The organism is Microbacterium maritypicum (assembly GCF_008868125.1).
In the GTDB taxonomy this organism is placed as follows: Bacteria; Actinomycetota; Actinomycetes; order Actinomycetales; family Microbacteriaceae; genus Microbacterium; species Microbacterium maritypicum.
Genome location: NZ_WAAQ01000001.1, coordinates 495,189 through 516,136 on the forward strand (window position 1 = coordinate 495,189; position 20,948 = coordinate 516,136).

General features: G+C 69.7%; 17 protein-coding genes. 11 read left to right on the forward strand and 6 right to left on the reverse strand.

Annotated features, from left to right (window positions below; genetic code table 11):
- Positions 1–7 precede the first annotated feature (7 nt).
- Entirely contained in the window at positions 8–1,291 is a 1,284-nt protein-coding gene (locus tag F6W70_RS02420; protein ID WP_151485829.1) for a M18 family aminopeptidase, read from the reverse strand.
- 150 nt (positions 1,292–1,441) lie between these two features.
- Between F6W70_RS02420 and F6W70_RS02425 the strand changes: the two genes are divergently transcribed.
- Both F6W70_RS02425 and F6W70_RS02430 read left to right on the forward strand, forming a co-directional pair.
- The gene (locus F6W70_RS02425; protein ID WP_151485830.1) at positions 1,442–6,982 is read left to right on the forward strand and encodes a CLIPPER-2 domain-containing protein; all 5,541 of its coding nucleotides are present in this window, start codon (positions 1,442–1,444) and stop codon (positions 6,980–6,982) included.
- 238 nt (positions 6,983–7,220) lie between these two features.
- Complete coding sequence (locus F6W70_RS02430) at positions 7,221–8,084, forward strand: EamA family transporter (protein WP_151485831.1); 864 nt, start codon at positions 7,221–7,223, stop codon at positions 8,082–8,084.
- On the opposite strand, the gene F6W70_RS02435 is transcribed toward F6W70_RS02430, so the two are convergent.
- On the reverse strand, positions 8,085–8,741 hold the full coding sequence (locus F6W70_RS02435; RefSeq protein WP_031205669.1) for a response regulator: 657 nt from the start codon (positions 8,739–8,741) through the stop codon (positions 8,085–8,087).
- A 272-nt stretch (positions 8,742–9,013) separates the two neighbouring features.
- Here F6W70_RS02435 and F6W70_RS02440 point away from each other — a divergent pair, with 272 nt between their 5' ends.
- Positions 9,014–10,111, forward strand: a complete 1,098-nt coding sequence (locus F6W70_RS02440; RefSeq protein WP_235562458.1) for a sensor histidine kinase — start codon at positions 9,014–9,016, stop codon at positions 10,109–10,111.
- Positions 10,112–10,365: 254 nt separating this feature from the next.
- Here F6W70_RS02440 and F6W70_RS02445 read toward each other — a convergent pair whose 3' ends face one another.
- Entirely contained in the window at positions 10,366–11,109 is a 744-nt protein-coding gene (locus tag F6W70_RS02445; protein ID WP_031205666.1) for a GntR family transcriptional regulator, read from the reverse strand.
- Between the two features lie 169 nt (positions 11,110–11,278).
- Here F6W70_RS02445 and F6W70_RS02450 point away from each other — a divergent pair, with 169 nt between their 5' ends.
- From F6W70_RS02450 to F6W70_RS02475, 6 genes are all read left to right on the forward strand, one after another.
- A complete protein-coding gene (locus tag F6W70_RS02450; protein WP_055865779.1) occupies positions 11,279–12,208 on the forward strand; it encodes a phosphate/phosphite/phosphonate ABC transporter substrate-binding protein in 930 nt (309 codons plus the stop codon).
- A gap of 110 nt (positions 12,209–12,318) precedes the next feature.
- Complete coding sequence (gene phnC, locus F6W70_RS02455) at positions 12,319–13,149, forward strand: phosphonate ABC transporter ATP-binding protein (protein ID WP_151485832.1); 831 nt, start codon at positions 12,319–12,321, stop codon at positions 13,147–13,149.
- A complete protein-coding gene (gene phnE, locus F6W70_RS02460) occupies positions 13,146–14,903 on the forward strand; it encodes a phosphonate ABC transporter, permease protein PhnE (RefSeq protein WP_151485833.1) in 1,758 nt (585 codons plus the stop codon). Before phnC ends, phnE begins: the two co-directional genes overlap by 4 nt.
- The gene (locus tag F6W70_RS02465; RefSeq protein WP_151485834.1) at positions 14,900–16,039 is read left to right on the forward strand and encodes a TIGR03364 family FAD-dependent oxidoreductase; all 1,140 of its coding nucleotides are present in this window, start codon (positions 14,900–14,902) and stop codon (positions 16,037–16,039) included. Before phnE ends, F6W70_RS02465 begins: the two co-directional genes overlap by 4 nt.
- The gene (locus F6W70_RS02470; RefSeq protein ID WP_151485835.1) at positions 16,036–16,743 is read left to right on the forward strand and encodes a phosphonatase-like hydrolase; all 708 of its coding nucleotides are present in this window, start codon (positions 16,036–16,038) and stop codon (positions 16,741–16,743) included. Before F6W70_RS02465 ends, F6W70_RS02470 begins: the two co-directional genes overlap by 4 nt.
- 11 nt (positions 16,744–16,754) lie before the next feature.
- A complete protein-coding gene (locus tag F6W70_RS02475) occupies positions 16,755–17,843 on the forward strand; it encodes an alcohol dehydrogenase catalytic domain-containing protein (RefSeq protein WP_151485836.1) in 1,089 nt (362 codons plus the stop codon).
- A 19-nt stretch (positions 17,844–17,862) separates the two neighbouring features.
- On the opposite strand, the gene F6W70_RS02480 is transcribed toward F6W70_RS02475, so the two are convergent.
- Genes F6W70_RS02480 through F6W70_RS02490 form a run of 3 tightly spaced genes read right to left on the reverse strand, consistent with a single transcriptional unit; the run spans position 17,863 to position 19,318 of the window.
- Positions 17,863–18,432: a CinA family protein gene (locus F6W70_RS02480; protein WP_151485837.1), complete on the reverse strand. Its 570-nt coding sequence runs from the start codon at positions 18,430–18,432 to the stop codon at positions 17,863–17,865.
- Positions 18,429–18,842, reverse strand: coding sequence for a CBS domain-containing protein (locus F6W70_RS02485; RefSeq protein WP_151485838.1), 414 nt, complete (start codon positions 18,840–18,842; stop codon positions 18,429–18,431). The genes F6W70_RS02480 and F6W70_RS02485 overlap by 4 nt, the downstream gene beginning before the upstream one ends.
- The gene (locus F6W70_RS02490) at positions 18,839–19,318 is read right to left on the reverse strand and encodes an FHA domain-containing protein (RefSeq protein WP_055874289.1); all 480 of its coding nucleotides are present in this window, start codon (positions 19,316–19,318) and stop codon (positions 18,839–18,841) included. Before F6W70_RS02490 ends, F6W70_RS02485 begins: the two co-directional genes overlap by 4 nt.
- Positions 19,319–19,505: 187 nt before the next feature.
- Here F6W70_RS02490 and F6W70_RS02495 point away from each other — a divergent pair, with 187 nt between their 5' ends.
- Entirely contained in the window at positions 19,506–19,853 is a 348-nt protein-coding gene (locus F6W70_RS02495) for a DUF7882 family protein (RefSeq protein ID WP_017829293.1), read from the forward strand.
- 166 nt (positions 19,854–20,019) lie between these two features.
- On the forward strand, positions 20,020–20,904 hold the full coding sequence (locus F6W70_RS02500) for an SDR family oxidoreductase (RefSeq protein ID WP_055865759.1): 885 nt from the start codon (positions 20,020–20,022) through the stop codon (positions 20,902–20,904).
- Positions 20,905–20,948 lie beyond the last annotated feature (44 nt).

Consider the following 20,948-nt stretch of genomic DNA (forward strand, 5'->3'; position numbering starts at 1 on the left):
GCCGGCGTCAGCCGGCGAAGAACGACTGCGCCGTGCGGGCCAGATCGTGAAGGTCGCTGACCCCGGCGAGCTCTCGTGCGGAGTGCATCGACAGGATCGGGATGCCCACGTCCACCGTGCGGATGCCGAGGCGGGTCGCCGTGATCGGGCCGATCGTCGAGCCGCACGGCACGCTGTTGTTCGACACGAACTCCTGCGTCGCGACGCCGGCGCGCTCGCACCAGGTCCGCCACGACGCCGTGCCGATCGCATCCGTCGCGTAGCGCTGGTTGGCGTTGATCTTCAGGATGGGGCCGGAGCCGAGCACCGGCTGCACCACGGGATCGTGCTTGGCGGCGTAGTTGGGGTGCACCGAGTGGCCGACGTCGCTCGACAGGCACCACGACGAGGCATAGGCCTGGCGCCGTGCGGATCCGTCGGCGCCGAGTCCCGCGTACAGGCGCTCGAGCACGTCTTCGAGGAAGGGGCCGGCGGCGCCCGAGCGCGATTCCGAGCCGAGCTCCTCGTGGTCGAAGGCGGCGAGCACGGCGATCGGCGCTCCGGGTGCCGGTTCCTGCGCCTCGAGGGCGACCACACCGGCATGCACCGAGGCGAGATCGTCGAGGCGGCCCGAGGCGAAGAACGCGCTGTCCTTGCCGAAGACCGCTCCGCGTGCGGAGTCGGCGGCGACCACGTCGTAGCCGCGGATCTCGGACGCGGAGACGTCCGCAGACGCGGCGAGTTCCGCGAGGATGTCGGCGTCTGTCGCCTCTCCCAGTCCCCACACCGGCTGCGTCTCGGTCTGCTTGTCCAGGGCCAGGCCGTTGTTCACGCCGCGGTCGAGGTGGATCGCCAGCTGCGGCAGTCGCAGCAGCGGACCGGTGTCCGCAAGCACGACACGGCCGTCCGCCAGGGCCAGTCGCCCGGCGAGGCGCAACTCGCGGTCGAGCCACGAGTTCAGCAGCGGGCCGCCATACACCTCGACGGCGGCCTGCAGCCAGCCGCGCGAACCGGTGGTCGGCTGCGGCTTGAGCTTGAAACCGGGGGAATCGGTGTGCGCACCGAAGATCTGCACGGGTGTGGTCGCCACGGCATCCGCGGGCACGACCCAGGCGATCGCCGCACCGTCGCGCACGACCACGTACCGACCGCCGGCCGGTGTCGGCCAGGCATCCTCTTCGCGCAGCCGCGTGAACCCTGCAGCTGCCAGCCGTCGAGCGACCTCCTCCGCCGCGTGGTAGCTCGAGGGCGACGCGGCGACGAAGTCGGCGAGATCCTCGGCGTGGGCGAGGGCTGCGGGGGTGACGGGCATGTCGTGACCTTCCTGAAGAGCGCGGTCCTTCGAGCGTAGTCGCGGTCTCCGTTCGGCAACGGCGCTATCGTTTTCGCGCCCGCCCGGGTTAGCCTTCCACTGGGGGAGACGCCGGTTCGGGGTCTCCGGTATTCGGGGAGAAGCTTTCACATGCGTGCGAACACACGTCTGTCCATCCGTCGTGCCGTCGCGGGGGCCACATCAGCACTGCTGCTGGCAGCAGGCCTCACCATCGTGACCGATGCGATCGCACCGACACCGGCCTCGGCCGCGCAGGACCCAACGAGCTGTCAGGGAACGGTGGCGCTGGTCAACGGCGGTTTCGAGGCGCCGGTGCTCCCGAACGCCTCGGTGTCGCTGACGTCGGCCCCACTGGTTCCCGGGTGGTCGACCACCGACAGCCTGAACCAGATCGAGCTCTGGAGCAGCGGTTTCAACGGCGTCACCGCGGCCGCGGGTCGGCAGTTCGCCGAGCTCAACGCCAACTCTCCGAGCAGGCTCTTCCAGGATGTCGCGACGACCCCGGGGCAGACGCTCTCCTGGTCGCTGAAGCACCGAGGCCGCAGCGGCACCGATGTGATGCGCGTCGTGATCGGGTCGCCCACCGGCACTCTCGTGCAGAACGGCCCCAACCTCTCCGACGGGAGCACGGCCTGGGGCTCCCACACCGGCACCTACACCGTTCCCGCAGGGCAGACGGTGACGCGCTTCGGCTTCCAGGCGGTCAGCTCGGCGGGGGGCGTCGCCTCCGTCGGCAACTTCCTCGACGACATCACCTTCGGAACCGGGCCGTGCCTGATCACGACCAAGTCGGTGACCAACCTCACGCGCGGGGGCACCACCGCCGAAGTGGGAGACACGCTGCGTTACACGGTCACGACGAACAACGGCGGCGGAAACCCGGCCCTGCAGTCGGTGTCGTCCGACGTGCTCGCCTCCGGGATCGACTTCGTGCCCGGCTCCCTCAAGATCATCAGCGGCGCGGGCACGGGCTCGCTCACCGATGCCACGGGCGACGACCGGGGCTCGTACACCTCGGGCAACCGCACGGTGCAGGTGCGTCTCGGCACCGGCGGCACCGCCACCGCCGGTGGATCCATCGGCGTGGGCGCGAGCACCAGCTACACCTTCGACGCCAAGGTCAACCTCTCGGCTGCGGCGAGCACCATCGTCAACGAGGCGCGGGTCGCCTTCCGCGACGACGTCGTGGGCCAGGACCGCACCTCTGTCAGCCCGGAGACCCAGACGCCCGTGGGCGCGGCGGCGGATCTCGCCATCACCAAGTCGCTCGACACCGATCCGCTCGTCGCCGGACAGCCGGTCACGTTCTCGATCGGTGTGACGAACAACGGTCCGCAGACGGCGACCGGGGTGACCGTGACGGACCCGATCCCCTCCGGTGTCACGAGCGTCTCCGCCACCTCTCCCGGCGCGACCTGCACGGTCGCGGCGACGGTCAGCTGCGCCGTCCCCGACATGGCCGTCGGGCAGAGCGTGCAGATCCAGGTGACGGGCACGCTCTCGCCGTCGAGCGATCCCGGAGCCTCGCTGTCGAACACGGCCACCGTCTCCGGCACCCGCACCGACCCGAACCTCGGCAACAACACCGCGAGCGTCATCGGCACGCTGACGACGGCGACCGACGTGTCGATCATCAAGGCGTTCTCCCCGTCGGACCCGGTTGCCGGCCAGAACGTGACCTACACCCTGTCCGTGTCCAACGCCGGGCCGTCCGAGGCGCGCAACGTCGTGATCTCCGACCCGCTCGACCCCGAGTCGACCTTCATCAGCGCCACTCCCGAACAGGGAGCGTGCACGGTGGACGCCTCGGTCGTCACGTGCCAGATCGGAACGCTCGCGCCGGGTGCGACGGCCGTCGAGACCGTGGTGGTGGTGCAGGTCGCCTCCGGTGCCACAGCCGTCCTCCAGAACACGGCGACGGTGACGACGAGCACGACCGACACGAACCCCGCGAACAACGTGTCGTCGACCAGCTTCGAGCCCGACATCATCGCGGACATGTCCGTCGTCAAGACGGCCTCCGCGGCGCAGGTCTCGGCGGGCGATGCGATCGACTTCACCCTCGCGGTGCGCAACCTCGGTTCCTCGGACGCCGTCAACGTCGTGCTCGCCGACACCATGCCGGACGGCTTCTCCGTGACCGGAGTGGATGCTCCTCCCGGCGCGACGTGCACGTCCACCGCGAGCTCGATCACGTGCAACTGGGCCTCGTTCCTCGTCGGAGGGCCGTCGAACGTCGTCGTGCACGCCGTCGTCGCCGCGGACGCCCCCATCGGCACCGTGACGAACACCGCGGCGGTCGCAGCCCCCGCCGACGACCGGGACACCACGAACAACGCCAGCTCCGTCGACGTCGAGGTCGTCCAGAGCGCCGACCTGAGCATCGTCAAGACGGCTCCGGCGACCGGCGAGCCCGGCAGCGCCTTCACCTACACGCTCACGGTCGCGAACGGCGGTCCATCCGTCGCCCGTGGCGCCTCGCTCACCGATACGCTGCCCGCCGGTTTCCTGGATGCCACCGTCAACGGCTCCGGGTGCTCGATCGTCGGCGGAACCGTCGGGTGCGAACTCGGCGACATCGCCCCTGGTGGGTCGGTGGTCGTCCAGGTCACCGGCACCTGGAGCACGACGGCCACCGGGATCGTCTCGAACACGGCGACGACCACATCGGCGACGCCCGACCCGAACACCGGCGACAACACCTCGACCGTCGACGTCACGCTCGCGCCGAACACCGATGTGCGCGTCGTCAAGACGACCTCGACCCCGTCCGTCCCGCTCGGCGGAACGGCCACGTTCGATGTGACCGTGACCAACGAGGGCCCGTCTGCCGCCTCCGGCGTCGTGCTGAACGAGCTCATGCCCGCGGGCTTCATGCTCACCGGGGCCACGCCGTCGGTCGGCGCCTGGTCGATGGAGGATGCGCGCTGGACGGTGGGGACGCTGCTTCCCGGAGAGTCGGCGTCGATCACCGTGACCGCGACCGTCCACGTGGAGGGGCAGCTGGTCAATACGGCCGTCGCGTCCTCGCAGACGCCGGATCCCGACACGTCGAACAACACCGGCACGGCGACCGTGACCGTCACGCCGTCCGCCGACCTCGCGATCGTGAAGACGATCTCGGCGAACCCTGCTCCGCTCAACGGCGCCGTGACCTACACGATCGTCGTGACCAACAACGGACCGAGCGTCGCCTCCGCCGTCACGGTCGCCGACGCGCTCCCCGCCGGGTTGCTGAACCCGTCGACCGCCACCTCCGGATGCACCGTCACGGGATCGCAGCTCGAGTGCACGCGGCCGACGCTCGCCGTCGATGCCACCTTCACGGTGACCGTGACCGGCACGGTCGACCCGTCGACCTCGGGCACGACGCTGTCGAACACCGCGACGGTCACCTCGAGCACGCCCGATCCCGACCCGAGCGACAACACCTCGACCGTGACCGTCCCCGTCTCCGGTGCGCCGCAGGTCGAGCTCGTGAAGAGCGCGGGCATCCCGACCGACACCAACGGGGATGCGCGCATCGGTGCCGGCGACACGGTCGCCTACACCTTCACGATCCGCAACACCGGTGATGTCACGCTCACCAGTGCGGCCATCACCGATCCGCTCCTCGGCGGCGCTGTGGCCTGCGCGGCGTTCTCCGCTCCGCTGCTGCCCGGCGGCTCGGTCACGTGTGCGCCGGTGTCGTACACGCTCACACAGGCGGACGCGGATGCCGGAACGGTGCGCAACACCGCGTCGGTGACCGCGCAGTCCGCCCAGGGGCCCGCGACCGACGATGCCGAGGCGAATGTCACCATCGCGGCGACCAACAGCATCAGCCTCGCCAAGGTCCCCTCGACCGTGGTCGACGTGGACGGCGACACGGCCGTCGGCGCGGGTGACACCGTGGACTACACGTTCACCGTGACGAACAACGGAACCACGACGTTGCGCGATGCCGCGATCACCGACGCGATGCTCGGCGGAACCGTCACGTGCCCCGAGCTGAGCGCAGTCGCACTCGCACCGGGGCAGTCGGTGTCGTGCACGCCGATCACCTACACGCTCACCCAGGAGGACGTCGACGGCGGCCTGGTGCACAACGAGGCCTCCGTCACCGCGAACGCCCCGATCGGCACGGTGACCGACACCGCGCAGGCCGACGTCGACATCACCGGCACGGCCACGATCGAGCTGCTCAAGAACGTCGGGCGCTTGCTCGACGTCAACGGCGACGGCTTCATCGGCGCGGGTGACACCGTCGATTACACCTTCTCGGTGCGCAACCGCGGCACCACGACCCTCAGCGATGTGGTGATCTCGGACCCGTTGCTGGGCGCCGGCACACTGTGCACGATCGGTACCCTCGCCGTGGGCGCAGCGGCCGACTGCGGTCCGCTCACGTACACGCTGACGCAGGCCGACGTGGAGGCCGAGATCGTGCGCAACACGGCGACGACGACGGGGACGAGCCCGCTCGGACCGGTCGCCGATGACGCCTCGGCGGATGTCGTGATCACGGGCACGAGCGCCATCGAGCTCACCAAGACGGCCGGAGCGATCGTGCTCGGAGCGGACGGCAGGGCGGGCGCCGGAGACACGGTCGGCTACACGTTCAGGATCCGCAACGCGGGCACCACGGTGCTCCGTGACATCGTGCTCGACGATGCGCTCCTCGGCGGTGCGGTCGACTGCGCCGCGCTCGACGGCCTCGCGTTGAACCCGGGCGACGAGGTCACCTGCGGACCGGTCGACTACACGCTCATGCAGCAGAACGTCGACGACGGGACCGTGCACAACGTGGCCACCGTGGAGGGGCAGTCGCGCAACGGCAGTGCCGATGACGAGGATGAGGTCGACGTGCGCGTCGCCGGCACCGACGACATCTCCCTGCTGAAGTCTGCCGCTGCCGTGGTCGACGCCAACGGCAACGGACGCACGGATGCCGGTGACACGATCGCCTACACGTTCACCGTGACGAACGCGGGAACCACGACCCTCACGGGCATCGCCGTCAGCGACCCGCGTCTCGCCGGGGTCATCACCTGCGATGCGACCGAGATCGCCCCGGGGGAATCGACCGTCTGCTCGGCAGGATCGCCCGCGGTGCTCACGCAGGCGGAGATCGATGCCGGGGAGATCGAGAACACGGCGACGGCGACGGGCACCGGCACCTCGGAGATCCCGCCGGTGGCCACCGACACCGTGGTGACGCCGCTCGTGGCGCAGCCGGCCATCGCCCTGACCAAGACCGGCGGCGACTACGTCGACGTCGATCGCAACGGGAAGATGAACGCCGGGGACACGATCGCGTTCCGGTTCTCCGTGACCAACACGGGAGCGGTGACCCTGACCGACGTGAAGATCGACGATCCGAAGCTGGGCGGCGCCCTCGATTGCGTGATCCCGGATCTCGCGCCCGGTGCGACCGCGAACTGCGGCCCGGTCACCTACCGCCTCACCACGGCCGACGTCGCGGCGAGCACGGTCGTGAACGTCGCCACAGCGAGCGCGACCGGCGGGGCGGTGACGGTCACTGCAGCCGCGACCGCCATGGTCGACCTGAACGGGCTGGCGGCCACGGGTGGCGTGATCACCGGGATCGGGTGGGCGCTCGCACTGCTGGCGGTCGGAGCCCTGGTGCTGCTGATCGCCCGTGTGCGTCGTCGCGAGATCGAGGTCTGATCCCGCACCATCCGCACGAAGCGCCCCGCCCGATGATCGAGCGGGGCGCTTCGTCGTTTCCCTGGCGTTCATCCTGGCGCGATAGGGTCGTCCCGATAGCGCCTAGGGTTCCGGGGGTCGCACCCGTCTGGTCCGAGCGGCGCCACGGCACTCCTCCGCAGGAGAGCCGTCATCTGACAGGACAAAAGCCCGGAGGACCCTGTTCGTCGCGCCGTGCGCCGGACGGAAGGGTCTCGTCATGTCCTCACTCGCATTCGTCCTGGTGTTCGGTGCGGCCATCGCCCACGCGGCATGGAACATCATCGCCCACGGCATCAGCAGGGCCGGCGCTCCGTTCCTGTGGTGGGGTGCTGTCGCCAGCACGGTCGTCTGGATCGGCGCCGTGCCGTTCACCGGCGGTCTCGGCGCCGACGATCTGTGGTCGTTCGCCCTCGGTGTCGTCGTCTCATCGGTGCTGCACGTCGGGTACATGGCCGTGCTGCAGCGCGGCTACCGCGAGGGCAACCTCTCCACGGTCTATGCCACCGCGCGGGGCACCGGACCGTTCCTCTCGGTGATCGTGGCGGTGCTGCTGCTCGGCGAGCGTCCGTCGTTGGTCGCTCTCGTCGGCGTCGCCGCCGTGATCGTGGGCGTCGTCGCCATCGGCCTCGTCGACAGGGGGAGAGGAGCGGGCGCACGCCGACTCGATCCCGGCATCGTGTTCGGTCTGCTCACCGGGGTCGCGATCGCGGTCTACACGATCTGGGATGCGCACGCCGTGCGCACCTGGAACCTCTCGCCGGTCGCCTTCATGGTCGGCACCACGCTGCTGCAGATCCCGTTCTACTCGATCGCGGTGCGCAGGCGCTGGAGTGCGATCCGCGCGCTCGGGCGCACGCAGTGGCGCCGCATCCTCGCCTTCGGCATCCTGTCGCCGCTGTCGTACATCCTGGTGCTGACGGCGATCCAGATCGCCCCGGTCGCGCTGGTGGCGCCGCTGCGCGAGGTCAGCGTCGTACTGGTGGGCCTGTTCGGGGTGTTCGTGCTGCGGGAATCGCGCCCGGCCTGGCGGATCGCGGCATCGCTCGTCGTGGTCGCCGGGATCGTGCTGCTCGCGTGGTGATCAGCGGAAGCTGACGAGACCGGCGTGCGCGGCGGTCACGAGGATCTGCACGCGGTCGCGCAGGTGCCACTTGGACATCATGCGTCCGAGGTGGGCTTTCACCGTGCCCTCGGAGACGATGAGCGCCTTGGCGATCTCGGCGTTCGACATGCCCTGTGCCAGGCAGTGCAGCACCTCGACCTCGCGCTCGGTGAGCGGCTCGAGTGCGGCGGCATCCGCCGCCACGGGGGTCGAGTCGCGCACGTGCTTGATGAGCATCGAGGCGATGCGAGGGGAGAGCGAGCTGGCACCGCTGTGTACCTCGCGGACGCCGGTGACGATGTCGTCGGCGCTGGAGTCCTTGAGCAGGTAGCCGGAGGCGCCGGCGCTCAGCATCGGAAGCACCGTGTCGCTGCCATCGAGCGTCGTGACGGCGAGCACACGAACGTGAGGCCAGCGTTCGGCGATCACACCGGTGGCTTCGATGCCGTCCATCTCGGGCATCTGCACGTCCATCATCACCACGTCGGGCTGCTCGCGTTCGACGGTGGCGATCGCCTCCACGCCGTCTTCCGCCTGTGCGACCACAGTGATCTCCGGGTCGCGCGACACGAAGTGCGACAACGCCGAACGGACCAGTGGATCATCGTCGACGATCACGACACGGATTTCCTGCATAGGGGGAAGCCTAACGGCGAGAGCGCCCGGACGACGTCATGTAGACCTTTGGCCAAAAACCTCTGGACGTGAGACAGATGTGCGCCACGCAGATCGCCGAGAAGATGAATACAGACATCGACAAACGACTACATAATGGAGGTGAATGTAATGACTTTCTGGCAGCAGGTTGGCAAGTTCTTCGGTCTTCACCGCTAGAGTACCTGGCGAAAAGGAGATAGTGAACCATGGCCTTCGACCAATCCACTCGAGGATCGGCGGATACGCTCCGCTTGACCCGCGGTGAGAAGCTCAGCGCGATCGAGCGCATCGTCGTCTTGGTCATCGTCACAATCACCGTCGCCACGGACCTCATAGGCTTCTTCACCACACCGGGTGTCAACCCGGTCGCACTGTTGGTGAGCGTTGCATCCACTGCAGCGTTCGTCCTCTACCTCTGGAAGCCGCTCATCGCGACATGTGCCCTCGGGGTCGTGTTCGCATCGTCTTTCCTCACCGGATCAGAGCTCCAGGTCCTGACAGCCGCCGCAGTCGCGGCCGGCTTCGTCATGAGACTGGGGTGGACATCGCTGATCCTCTCTTACACCGGCGTTTTCCTGGTCGCGGCGGCCATCGTGGCCAACGGCGACGCCGATTCCGGCGTCAACGTCGCGCTGTATCTCATCTTCGCCACCGTGGCAGGAGCCGTCGGGTTCGCCCTTCGGCTCGCCTTCGCCCGGGGGAGTCGTCTCGAGCGCGAGCTCGAGGAGAGAGCCGAGCAGGAACGTCAGGCCGTACTCGCCGAGCGGCGATGGATCGCCGGTGAGCTGCACGACAGCATCGCGCACCACCTCACGGTGGTGGCGCTGCACGTGCAGATGCTCGAAGACCCCGAGACCAGCAACGACTCGCAAGAAGCGATCCGCGTCGCCGCGCGCAAGGCGATGACAGATCTCCGCTTCGTGATCGAACTCGCGGACGACGGTCCGCAGTCCTCCAGTGTGCAGACCGGCGACCTCGCGGCAGCGATCGACGAGGCGCAGGGCGAGTTCGAATCGGCCGGTCACTCCGTGGCCCGCGAGGGAGACCCTCGCGACGAGCGCATCCCGCGTGCGGTCGAGATCGTCCTCGCGCGCATCGTGCGCGAGTCGGCCACCAACATCCTGAAATACGCAGGCCCCGGCGAGGTGCAGATCGACCTCGCCGTGGACGACGAGGTCGCGCACCTCACGCTGCGCAGCCCCCTCCCGACGACCCCACGCCGCGAGCTCTCCTCCAGTCGCACCGGCCTCGGCCGGATGGCGGAGCGGGTGATGGGAGCGAGCGGCGAGTTCAGCGCCGGCGAAGTCGACGGATTCTGGGTCGTGTCGGCCCGACTTCCCGTCGTCTGATGCTCTAGAGTGTGTGAGCACCCTTTCCGCGATCCGCGAGAACCTAGACGAAAGTCTAGAGAAGTCTCGACGTTCGACCCTGTGGAACGCGTTGCGATCAGCCGTAATCTGAAAGCTCCCCAGATAAAGCGTCCCCAGCGCTGCGATCGCGGGCGCGGTCTTTCTGGCTTCTGAAACACTTTGCGCGCTCGCGATCGCCTTCTGCGTTAAGGGCCGATTCTCCGGCCTCCCGCCACGGGGTTCCGCATGCCCGGCTAGCCGCCCACCGCTCGCATGTAGTGGCCGTCCGTGGAGATCCCCGAGGCTGCGACCGTGAAGCGCACCACCTCGCTGAGGTACCGATCCTCCGAAGCCTCGAAGATCCGTCCCTCCGCGTCGCGCGATGTGCGGGTGAGACGCAGGATGGGCGTGCCCCGGGGCACCCGCAGCAGCGCGGCATCCTGATCGTCGGCGGCCACGGCATCGATCACGTGCTGCAGGGTGACGATCGGATGCCCGACCGATGACAGGTACTCCGTGATGGAGACCTCGTCGAGGTTCACCTCGAACAGCCGGCGTCCGGCGACCTCCGTGTAATTGAGGCGCTCCAACATGGTGGGCCTGCCGTCGAGCAGGCGCAGCCGCACCACGCTCACGATCGTGTCGCTCGCGTCGACGCCCAGCGCCGCTCCCAGCTCGCCGGCACGGCGCAGGCTCAACTCCTGCGTCTGGGCGCCGGGGGTGACGCCCAGCTCGCGCGCCCACCGCGTGAACGGCACCGACACGTCGACGGCCTGGTTGGCTTTGCGGGCGACGACGCGAGCGGGTCTGCCGCGGCTCGTCTCGATCAGGCCCTCGCCGCGCAGCGCGGCCAGGGCGTTGCGGATCGGCCCGCGCGAGGTATGCCACCTCTCGGCGAGGTCGGCCTCGGTCGGGACGTCGTCGCCGGGACGCAGCGCGCCCGCAGCGATCTGCGCGCGAAGGTCATCGGCGATCTGGGTGTACACAGCTTCAGCCACATAGGTACATTACTTCGTCAGTTCGAGCGGCGCGACCGCGTTCCGGGAGTGTTCATCCAGAAGAATGCTCGGTAAACGAGCCCTGAACTCTTCCGAGTTAGGTACATATCTCGCCTCGGCACCTGAGAGAGTCTTCCGTGGATCACCCCTCACACCCTGAAAGGTCCTCATGAAGCTTCGCGCTCTCCCCGCCCTCGCCGGCGTCGCGCTCCTCGCCCTCGGCCTCGCCGCGTGCTCCGGCTCGGCAGATGCCGCCGGCACTCCCGGCGCCGACGAGTCGTCCTCCGCCAGCGGATTCGCCGTCGATGAGAACACGCTCGTCTTCGGCGTCGTGCCCGACTCGGTCGACACCGAGACCAACTACCAGCCGCTCATGGACTACATCGCCGAGATCACCGGCAAGACGGTCGAGTACCACGAGTCCACCGACTACGCCGCCCTGATCGAGGCCGCCGTCGCCGGCAAGGTCGATGTCGCGTCGTTCTCCGGCTTCACCTACGTCACCGCCACCAACAACGGCGCCAAGCTCACCCCCATCTCCTCGATCGTGACCGAAGAGGGCCAGGAGCCCGGTTACTACTCGCAGGCGATCGTGCCCGCGGGCAGCGACATCACGAGCATCGAGGACTTCAAGGGCAAGAAGGTCTGCTTCGTCGACCCGTCCTCGACCTCCGGCTACCTGTTCCCGTCGTACAACCTGCTCAAGGCCGGCATCGACCCCAAGACCGACATCACCCCGGTCTTCGCCGGCAAGCACGATGTCAGCGTCACCAAGGTCGGCGAGGGCGTCGAGTGCGAGGCGGGCTTCGCCGAGGACTCCGAGGTCGAGAAGTCGGACAAGGTCAAGGTCATCGACGAGACGATGGTCCCCGGTGCGCCGCTGGTCTACTCGTCCACTCTTCCCGACGACGTCTCGAAGAAGCTCATCGACGGTCTCTCCGAGATCACGATCGACGACATCATCGCCGCCGGGGTCGACGGCGCGGACACCGATGCCTTCCGCAGCGTCTTCTACGCCACGAAGCCGGTCGACGACGCGTACTACGACCTGATCCGCGACATCTGCAAGGAGACCGAAGCGGAGCAGTGCCAGGGCTGAGCCCGGCCTGACCCCTTCGCCATACCCGGCGCCCTCCGTCTCGTCCGCCTCTCGTGCGGGCGAGACGGAGGGCACCACCGCACGACTCACGACACCACAGGAGCTACGACATGACCGCCTCGGCATCCGACGCCCTCATCCGCCTCGACGGCGTGACGAAGACCTTCGGGACGACCACTGCACTCAAGGGGGCCTCTCTGGAGGTGTCCCGCGGCGAGATCGTCGTGCTCCTCGGCCTCTCCGGCTCGGGGAAGTCGACCCTGCTGCGCCACCTCGACGGCCTGGAGATCCCCACCTCCGGCTCGGTGGAGGTGCTGGGCTCCCAGGTCCCGACGCTGAAGGGGCGGGCGCTGCGCGACCTCCGCAGCCGCGTGGGCTTCATCTTCCAGCAGTTCGAGCTCGTGCCCTCCCTGACCGTGCTCGAGAACGTGCTCACCGGTTCGCTGTCGGGTGTGCGCGGGCCGCGCCTCGGCCTCTGGGGCTACTCGCGAGCAGCGAAGCTCACCGCACTCGAGCACCTCGACCGCGTCGGTCTGCTCGACCGCGCCTACCAGCGCAGCGACACCCTCTCGGGCGGGCAGCAGCAGCGCGTGGCCATCGCCCGCGCTCTCATGCAGAAGCCCGCGATCCTGCTCGCCGACGAGCCGGTCGCCTCGCTCGACCCCGAGTCGAGCGAACAGGTCATGGCCCTGATCCGCGAGGTCGCCGCCGATGAGGGGCTCACCGTGGTGTGCAGCCTGCACCAGGTCGACCTCGCCATCTCGTGGGCTGACCGCATCGTGGGGCTCCGCCACGGTGAAGTGGTGCTGGACACCCCGACCGGAGACCTCACCAAGGCCGAGGTCATGGAGATCTACGGTCGCGTGGCCACCACGACGGCCGAGATCCGCGCCGTGCAGGAGGAACTGGTCGAGGCAGCGGCGCAGGTGGCCGCATCATGACGGCGCTCGACGCGTCGACCGACTCCGCGACCCGCGGTGGCGGATCGTCCCACCAGGGGAGCGGGCCGACGGTCGCCGAACGCGCCCCCCGGCGCCCGATCTCGCCCGAGCGGATCGCCGCCTCCCTCACGCTCACAGCCCTCGTGGTGCTCGGGATCCTCGCCGTCCGCGACGTCGACATCTCGATCCCGGCGATGGTGCAGAGCTGGGGCAATGCCGAGAACTTCATGGCCCGCGTCGGCGGACTCAGCTTCCCGGCTCCCGGCGACCTCGCCTGGCTGATCGCGCTCACGGTGGGTCTCGTGCTCGTCGGCACACTGCTCGCGGCCGTGCTGTCGGTGCCGATCGCCTACCTCGCCGCCTCCAACACGACCCCGGGCAACGGATGGCGAGCCGCCGCGAGGTTCATCGGCGTGCTCACCCGGGCTCTGCCCGACGTGGTCCTCGCGATGGCGTTCGTGCTGATGTTCTCCCTCGGTACCCTTCCCGGCATCCTGGCCATCGGCATCCACTCCATCGGCATGATCTCGAAGATGTTCGCCGACGCGATCGAGCAGATCGACGAAGGACCGCGCCTCGCGATCCGTGCCGCCGGCGGTTCGAAGATGCAGGAGTTCACCTCCGGCATCCTGCCGCAGGTGCTGCCCAGCTGGGTGGCCACCGTGCTGCACCGCAACGACATCAACCTGCGGGGCAGTGTCGTGCTCGGCTACGTCGGCGTCGCCGGGCTCGGCCTCGAGATGTCGTACGCGTTCAAGTCGCTGAACTACGGCAAGGGCCTCGGCATCGCCCTGGTGATCTTCATCCTGTGCGTCGCGATGGAGATCGTCTCCAGCATGGTCCGCGGGGCGATGCTCGGGGAGCAGGCGCACACCCGGTCGTGGATCGACAGGATCCTGCATCCGCGCCTCGGCAGCCGGTCTGCGTCCGCAGCCGTCGGCCGCCCCGCCTGGGCCGCGAGCCCGCAGACGGCGGTGCGCCGGCCCTGGACCGCACAGCGCGTGCGCCACACCATCGCCGGTGTCGTCGCCGTGCTCGTGGTGATCGGCAGCGTGGTCGTCAGCCAGATCAACTGGATGGACCTCATCACCTTCTGGGCCAAGCTGCCCGAGGTCGCCGGGAAGTTCTGGCCCCCGTCGTTCGGCAACTATGACGCCAGCGCCATGTTCCAGGCGATGCGTGAGACCGTCGCGATCGCTCTCGCCGCCACCGTGCTCACCCTGCTCCCCTCGCTCCTGCTCGGCTCGCTCGCGGCGCGCAACGTCGCCCCGAGCTCTGGCGCCCGAGGGACGGCGCGACTCCTGCTCGTCGGCATCCGCGGGATCCCGGAGCTGATCCTCGCGATCGTGCTCGTGGTCATCACCGGTCTCGGGGCCCAGGCGGGTGTCATCGCCCTCGCGATCGGCGGTATCGGACTGCTGGGCAAGCTCATCGCCGACTCGTTCGAAGAGGTCGATCGCGGACCGGAGCGGGCGCTGCGCGCGGTGGGGGCGACACGTCTGCAGACCTACACCTCGGCCACCGTGCCGCAGGGGATGCAGGCGCTCATCGGTCACAGCTTCTACATGCTCGACACGAACATCCGCGCGGCGACGATCCTCGGCATCGTCGGCGGCGGCGGGGTCGGCTACTACCTCCTCAACGCCAGCCAGGGCTCCCGCTACGAGACCGTGACGGCGATCGTGCTGATGATCCTCGCCACCGTGCTCGTGGTCGAAGGACTCGCGATGTGGATGCGGAAGGTGTTCCGATGAACCGCCCTCTCGACACGGCGGATGTGGTCGTCGTCGGCTCCGGCATCGTCGGGCTCGGAGCGGCGTACGCGGCGGTCCGGCGCGGCCTGCGCGTGATCGTCGTCGATCGCACCGATGCCCCGGTCGGGGCGACGATCCGCAACTTCGGACACCTCTGCATCGGCGCGCAGGGCGGGCAGGCGCGGCACTACGCCGACGTGTCCCGCGAGCTGTGGCTGCGTCTCTCCCGGGACGCGGGCTTCTGGCTGCGCGAGTCGGGCACGCTGGTCGCCGCCCGGCACGATGACGAGCTCGCCGTGCTCGACGCCGCATCCCGCGAGGGCGGGATCCGGCTGCTGGAGGCGGACGAGCTGCGGCGCCTCGCTCCGCTGCGCGCCGAGGGCCTCGTCGGTGGAGCGCACATCGAGAGCGATCTGCAGACCGACCCCCGCACGGCCGCCGACGCGATCGTGCGCCACCTGGCGGGACTCGGCGTCGACTTCCGGTTCCGCACCGCGGTGACCGCAGTAGGGGAGGGGCACGTGGAGACGACGCGCGGTCAGATCACCTGCGGCAGCGTCGTCGTCGCCGTGAACCACGACATCGATCAGCTGCTCCCCGACGTCGCGGAGCGGCACGGGGTCGTGCGCTGCGCCCTCGACATGATGCGGGCTGCCGTGTCGTTCCGGCATCCGCTCGCAGCTCCCCTGCTCACCGGCTGGTCCCTCGTCCGGTACGGCCGTTTCGCCGACGGGCCGGAAGCCGGCGCCCTGCGCGAGCGCCTGCACGCCGAGCGCCCCGACCTCGCCGCGATCGACCTCAATCAGATGTACACGCAGCTTCCCGACGGGACGCTCATCATCGGCGACTCGCACTCCACCGCCACAGCCCCGGCGCCGTTCCAGCCCGAGGCCGCGTTCACCGCCTTCCTCGCGGAGGCCGAAGCGCTGTTCGACGCCCCGGCGCCGCGCGTGATCGAGCGCTGGCAGGGCGTGTACGCGAAGGGGCCGCAGGAGTTCCTGATCGATCGTGGCGACGACGGCGTGCTGGTGCTCGCCGCGACCACCGGCATCGGGATGACCACGGGCCTGGGACTTGCCGAAGAGAACCTCGCCGCCGCCTTCGGGTGGGCGGCAGCAATGGAAGGAACATCATGACCACTCCTCTCGAACTCGTCGTCCTCGACATGGCGGGAACCACAGTGCTCGACGACGGCGTCGTCGAGCAGGCGTTCCAGCGTGCCGCCGAGCGCACCGGCGTCGCGGACCGGATGCCGTGGGACGAGGCTCTGGACTACGTGCGCGTGACCATGGGGCAGTCGAAGATCGACGTCTTCACGCACCTCTCCGGCGGCGATGCCGAGGCGGCAGCACGGGCGACGGCCGCCTTCGAGGGCGCCTATGCCGAGATCGTGTCCGAGCAAGGCGTCTCCGAGATCCCCGGCGCCGCCGACGCGATCCAGGGGCTGAAGGACTCCGGGCTGAAGGTCGTGCTCACCACGGGTTTCGCTCCGGTGACCCGGGATGCCCTGCTCGACGGCCTCGGCTGGCGCCAGCTGATCGATCTCGCCCTGTCGCCGATCGATGCCGGTCGCGGGCGTCCCGCACCCGACCTCGTGCTGACGGCGCTGCTGCGCACGCAGACCTCGTCGGTGCACGCGGTCGCGGTCGCCGGCGACACCGTCAGCGACGTCGAGTCGGGACGTCGGGCCGGCGCCGGCTTCGTCGCGGGTGTGCTGACCGGCGCGCACGATCGCCCGGCTCTGAGCGCCGCGGGGGCGGATGCCGTGCTGAGCGACGTCACCGCTTTGCGCGGTGTGCTCGCCCAGCGCGACCTGCTCCCGCTCGTCGCGACCTCCTGAGAGGACTCGACATGGGAACGCTGCTGATCCGTCCTCCCGGCCATCGCCGGGACGTCGCGCTGCGCCCTGCCGCGACCGCGATGGTGTGGGTCGGCGAAGGCCATCCGCACGAGACGATCGCCGTGCCGGGCGTCGCGCTCGGTGACGGCGACGTGCTCGTGGCCGTCGAGATGTCGACGATCTGCGGCTCGGATGTGCACACCGTGCAGGGGCGCCGCTCGGCCCCGACTCCTCTGGTGCTCGGACACGAGAGCGTCGGACGGGTCATCGCGACCGGTGACGGCGGGGCGCACACGGTGGACGGCACTCCGCTGCGCATCGGCGACCGGGTGGTCTGGTCGGTGACGGTGTCGTGCGCGAGCTGCGACCGGTGCCTGCAGGGGATGCCGCAGAAGTGCCGCGACCTGGGGAAGTACGGGCACGACAGGGTCGGGGCGCACGGCGACCTCACCGGAGCCTTCGCGAGTCACGTGCAGCTGCGAGAGGGGACGGCCATCGTGCGGGTTCCCGAGGCGCTCCCCGCCTCCGTTCTCGCGCCCGCGTCCTGCGCCACGGCGACAGCCTGGGCTGCGGTGGCCAGGGCCGCGAAGGACCGCGATCTCGACGGAGCGCGTGTGCGGATCCACGGCGCGGGACTGGTCGGACTCTCCGCCGCGGCCATCGCCGCCGAGCAGGGTGCGACCGTGGAGGTGCTCGATCCCAACCCCGAGCGACGTGCCCTTGCCGCACGCTTCGGTGCGACCGGCCTCGACGGCGAGCCCGACGTCGTGATCGAAGCCTCGGGGCACGCGGTGGGCGAGGCTCTCTCGGGCGTCGCGGTCGGGGGAACCGTCGTGCTCGTCGGCAGTGTGTTCCCGGCCGATCCGGTGCCGTTCGACGCCGAGAGCATCGTGCGGCGCCTGGTCACCGTCGCCGGCATCCACAACTACACGGGGGCCGAACTCGCCGAAGCCGTGGCCTTCCTCGCCGGACGAGGGCGGGCGTACCCGTTCGCGGACGCGGTCGGCGCGGTGCGCGGACTCTTCGAGATCGACGCGGCGCTCGTGGAGGCGGCCTCCCCGGGGGCTCCGCTTCGGATCGGACTCGTTCCGGGGCAGTGACGCGCCCGGGACACAGGCCCTAGACGCCGTCGTCCTGCCCTCGTCGGGGGCCGAGTGGGCGCAGCCCTTCGGCGTGGAAGGCGAGCAGGCCGACGGCCGCATCGACGGTCGCGGCCAGGATCTCCTCGGGGTCGCCGACCAGGGCGAGCCTGCGGTGGCCCTGGTCCTCGGCGGTGGCCCAGCCCAGGAAGACGGTCCCTGCGGGATGCCCGCCCTGCGCGTCGGGGCCGCCGACGCCCGTGGTCGACACGGTGAGGTCGGCGTCGAACAGGCGACGTGCCCCCACGGCGAGCTGCTCGGCGCACGCCGCCGAGCACGGATCCGTCCCGGGCGTCAGCCCGAGAACGCGCTCCTTCACGGCGGTCATGTAGGCGACGATGCCGCCGGCGAACCACTCGGAGGCACCCTCGCCGGCGCCGATCGTGTGCGCGAGCATGCCCGAGGTGAGCGACTCCGCCACGGCGATGCGCAGCCCCCGGGCGGCGGCGAGTTCGCTCAACCGTGCGATGTGGCCGCGCGTATCGGGGCCGCTCATCGCCTCGGCGCCGGGGTCCTGCGAAGCATCGGGGGTGTCGTCGTGCAGGTTCACCGCGAGATGCTCTCCACGGTCTTGCCGGTCGTCGATGCGGACAGCGAGCGTGCGACGTCGGCCTGACTCACGATGCCGACCAGACGACGGTCGGTCATCACGGGCAGCCGTCGCACCTGGTTCTCCTGCATCCGGTCGAGGGCCACGCGGATGTCGTCATCCGCATCCACCGTGACCGGCTTGCCCTTAGCGAGCGCTGACGCCGGGGTGGTCTCCGGGTCCATGCCCAGGCCGATCGCACCCACCACGATGTCGCGGTCGGTGAGCATGCCCTTCAGCTTGCCGTCCTCGCCGCAGATCGGCAGGGCTCCGACATCCAGATCCGCCATGACCGAGGCGGCGATGCGCAAGGAATCGTTCACCCCGATGCAGCGCGGCCTCGGAGTCATGAGGTCGCGCGCGGTGGTCATCGCTCTTCGCCCTCGTCGTAGTCCGGACGCGGCGGCTGCAACGGCTGGTCGGAGTACTCCCCACCCGCACGGCCTCCGTACGGCCGTCCGTGATCGGCGAACTCCTCGCGTGCGAAGACCAGGGTCCACGGGCCCGCCGTGAAGTGCGCTCCGGTGCGCAGCGTCTCGGAGTTCTCGTCGGCGTGGGTCGCGTCAACGCCCAGGCTCGCGTTCGTCTCACCCTCGCCGTGCAGCGTCAGCACGTACTCGTCGCGGTCGTCGTGTGTGATCGTGGCATGCACGGGATCGGTGTCGGCCAGGCGCAGCTCGTTGTCCTCGGCGGAGCCGATCCGCACCACGTCGTCGCTCAGCGCGAACTCGGTTCGCTCGTCGTCCCTGGTGATGCGCAGTCGGGGGTTGCCCGCGCCCCAGGCGGCGTGCGTGGTCGTGGGCGTGTAGCCCTCGTCGGGACGGTCGTCGATGTGTCGGTCGTTCATGGCAGTGCCCTTCGAGTCGAGTGTCCCGAGGCTAGGCTCCGGGCGACGTCTCGCCGAGGGGGTTGACTTCGGGGCGTCGAGTGGGCATCGGGCGCGACCGCGGGGACAGGAGGTATCCGGCGGCGGAGTGCGCGAGAATGGAGCGAAGCCGTCGTCCCGGCCAGGCAACGACCAAGGAGCACCACCAATGGGAAAGTTCGTCTACGAAGGCGGCGTGAAGACCGAGATCGAGGACCGCGCCCTCACCCACCTGCAGCTCGTGATCACCGCGAAGCTGCGGCGCGGGGAGCCCTTCCCCTTCAGCTGGCGCGAAGACGCGAGCGTGGGTGGCGGGCGCACCACCGTGTGGATCCAGCCCGGCAGCTCTCTCGTGTTCAAGTACTTCGGCAGCCGTCAGCCCTCCATCAACCGGGCCTGGATCGAGGCGCTCGCGTTCACCGCGAACGCGCCCAGCGGTCTCTACCTCGTTCCCGAGCCCGCCGAGGCGGGCGAGGAGCCCGGCGCCGGCGAGGTCCCGGTCACCCCTCCTCTCTGACCTTCGGGCTCGCCTCGAGACCCACCTGCATCGTCGAAACCCACTCGTGGACGCGCGTCCACCGGTGGGTTTCGTCGTCGAGCATGGGTGTCGACGAGAGCTGGTCGGTCGGCCGGAGCTGTCAACCCCCTGACGGAGCACGAGACGATCGGAGAGGGTGGGACCCATGACCGACGACACCACCGACCCCCGCCACGCGCACCGCGAAGAGGGCTTTCCCGCACAGCACCAGAATCAGCCGGGCCTGACCGAACAGACCCGCCCGGAACCGGACCACGGCGAACGTACCTACGTCGGCCATGGTCGTCTGGAGGGACGCCGCGCACTCATCACGGGCGGAGACTCGGGCATCGGACGAGCCGTCGCGATCGCCTTCGCACGGGAGGGCGCCGACGTCGCCATCGCGCACATGCCCGAAGAGCAGGACGACGCGGAGGACACGCTCGCTCTGGTGCGCGAGACGGGGCGTGCAGGAGTGGGCTTCGCGGGTGACCTGCGCGACGAGACGTTCGCAACCGACATCGTCGCCCGGACGCGGCGCGAACTCGGCGGACTGGACGTGCTCGTGCTGAACGCCGGCTACCAGCACGACATCGACGGCTTCGAGACCCTGGAGACGGAGCGGATGCGCCGGGTGTTCGACACCAACCTGGCCGGCATGCTGTTCTCGGCACGGGCGGCCTATCCCGACCTCCCGCCGGGAGCGAGCATCATCGTGACGGCATCCGTCCAGGCCTACAACCCCTCACCGGGACTCATCGACTACGCCATGACGAAGGCCGCGCAGGTGGCGTTCGTGAAGGCCCTCGCGGAAGAGGCGGGCCCGCGGGGCATCCGCGTCAACGCCGTCGCACCCGGCCCGATCTGGACGCCGCTGATCCCGGCGACCGGATGGGATGCCGAACGGCTGGCGACCTTCGGCGCCGACACCCCGCTGGGGCGGGCGGGCCAACCCGCGGAGCTCGCCGGTACCTACGTGTACCTGGCGTCGGCGGAATCGTCGTACACCTCCGGATCTGTCATCGCGGTCACCGGCGGCAAGTCCCTCTGATCCGCGCCGAGGCGGCGGCCCGGATAGGGGCCGCCGCCTAAGCT